3 protein-coding genes are annotated in these 1,409 nt (G+C 74.8%); 1 reads left to right on the forward strand and 2 read right to left on the reverse strand.

Annotation, left to right across the window (positions count from 1 at the left end; all coding sequences use genetic code 11):
* Positions 1-59: 59 nt before the first annotated feature.
* A complete protein-coding gene (locus tag VB737_RS16715; protein WP_500314621.1) occupies positions 60-821 on the reverse strand; it encodes a DUF92 domain-containing protein in 762 nt (253 codons plus the stop codon).
* Positions 822-912: 91 nt separating this feature from the next.
* On the opposite strand from VB737_RS16715, the gene VB737_RS16720 reads away from it, so the two are divergent.
* Positions 913-1,293 (forward strand): hypothetical protein, encoded by a 381-nt coding sequence (locus tag VB737_RS16720; protein ID WP_500314623.1) that lies wholly within the window; start codon positions 913-915, stop codon positions 1,291-1,293.
* Here VB737_RS16720 and VB737_RS16725 read toward each other — a convergent pair.
* The coding region (locus VB737_RS16725; protein ID WP_500314625.1) for a 16S rRNA (uracil(1498)-N(3))-methyltransferase at positions 1,259-1,409 on the reverse strand (151 nt) is incomplete at its 5' end. The genes VB737_RS16720 and VB737_RS16725 overlap by 35 nt on opposite strands.

The raw sequence follows: 1,409 nt of genomic DNA on the forward strand, positions 1-1,409 counted from the left end.
CCACGACGCCGCCCTCGACCGCCTCCGGCGCGCCGCCCACGCCTGGCGCCAGGAGCTGCTCAGCCCACCGCCACAGGCAGCCACGGCACCAGCGCCATCGCCAGCAGGGCCGCCAGCAGGGTCTGGAGCCCGTTGACCACCTCGTTGCTCAGCCAGCGCCAGTGACGCTGCAGGCTGGCGCCCACCACGCTCTCGGCCAGGGTGGCCACCAGCCCGACGCCGCCCACCAGGGCCGCCAGCGGCCAGCCGCGGATCACCCCCAGGGCCCCCATGGCCAGGGTCATCAGGACGCTGCCCAGGAGGCTGGCGGCGGTGCCCTCGAGGCTGATGGCCCCCTCGGTGCCGGGGGGCACCGGCCGCAGGCTGGTGATCAGCACGGTGTGCCGGCCCCAGCGCTTGCCGATCTCGCTGCCGAAGGTGTCGGCGAGCTTGGCGGCGAAGCTGGCGGCGAAGCCCGCCAGCAGCAGGGGCACCACCGCCGCCGGTGCCCGGCAGGCCAGCAGGGCCAGCACCGTTCCCACCAGCGCCGAGCCCCAGACGTTCTCCGGCCCCCTTCGCCCCCCCCGGCCCTCGGCCAGCCCCAGCTCCCGCTTGCGGCGGAACCCCAGCTTCGTCACCCCGCTGCCCAGGGCGAGATAGACCACCACCGCCAGCCAGCCGCGCCAGCCCAGGCTTCCCCAGAGCAGGGTGCCGAGCACCCCGGCATGGACCCAGCCCGCTGGCGTGAGCAGGGGCAGGCGCTGGGCCAGGCCGATCAGCAGCCCGTTGATCGCCAGGGCCGCCAGCCAGTGGAGGAGGTCCTGGGGCGGCAGCGGCAGCATGGCGGAGGCCCGGTTGTGTTGCACAGATCTAAGCCAGGCGCTGCGGGGCGCCGGCTTCGGCGGATAATCGCTGCATCCGGCGGTGCACCGAATGGTCTTCAAACGACCCAAGTTCTTCCTTGATCTGGGTGGCGGCGAAGGCAACCAGCCCCCGGCCGTGGTGGCGCCCCCCAGGGCTGAAGCCAAGCCGGCCGCCAAGGCCGCTCCTGAGGCGGCCGAGGCCAAGCCTGCGGTGTCCGCCACCGCACCGGCGGCTGCGGAGGCCACCCCCCAGCCCGTTTCGGGTCTCACCACCGCTGAAGCGATCGCCGCCGAACTGGCCGCCGCCGAGGCGCTGCGGCCGGCCCCATCGATGGCCACCTTCGCTCCTGAGTGCGTCACCGCCGGGGGCGCCACCCCGATGAAGCGCCGCACCCCGGGCGCCAATCTGGGCGTGTTCAAGGAGATGGCGGCCGGCATGATGCGCTCCTGAGCGCCCGCCAGTCGGCCAGCAGCGCCAGGCCCGCCACCGCCGCGGTGGCCGTGCGCAGGATCGTCGGCCCCAGGCTCACCGGCTGCCAGCCGGCCGCTTCGGCCCGTTCCTCCTCC

This window comes from Synechococcus sp. BA-120 BA3, assembly GCF_034931285.1.
Lineage (GTDB): Bacteria > Cyanobacteriota > Cyanobacteriia > PCC-6307 > Cyanobiaceae > Cyanobium.

Excerpts from the sequence above, each read along its gene's own strand:
- VB737_RS16715 (WP_500314621.1), bottom strand. The coding sequence starts at position 821 with ATGCTGCCGCTGCCGCCCCAGGACCTCCTCCACTGGCTGGCGGCCCTG.
- VB737_RS16720 (WP_500314623.1), top strand. The coding sequence starts at position 913 with ATGGTCTTCAAACGACCCAAGTTCTTCCTTGATCTGGGTGGCGGCGAA.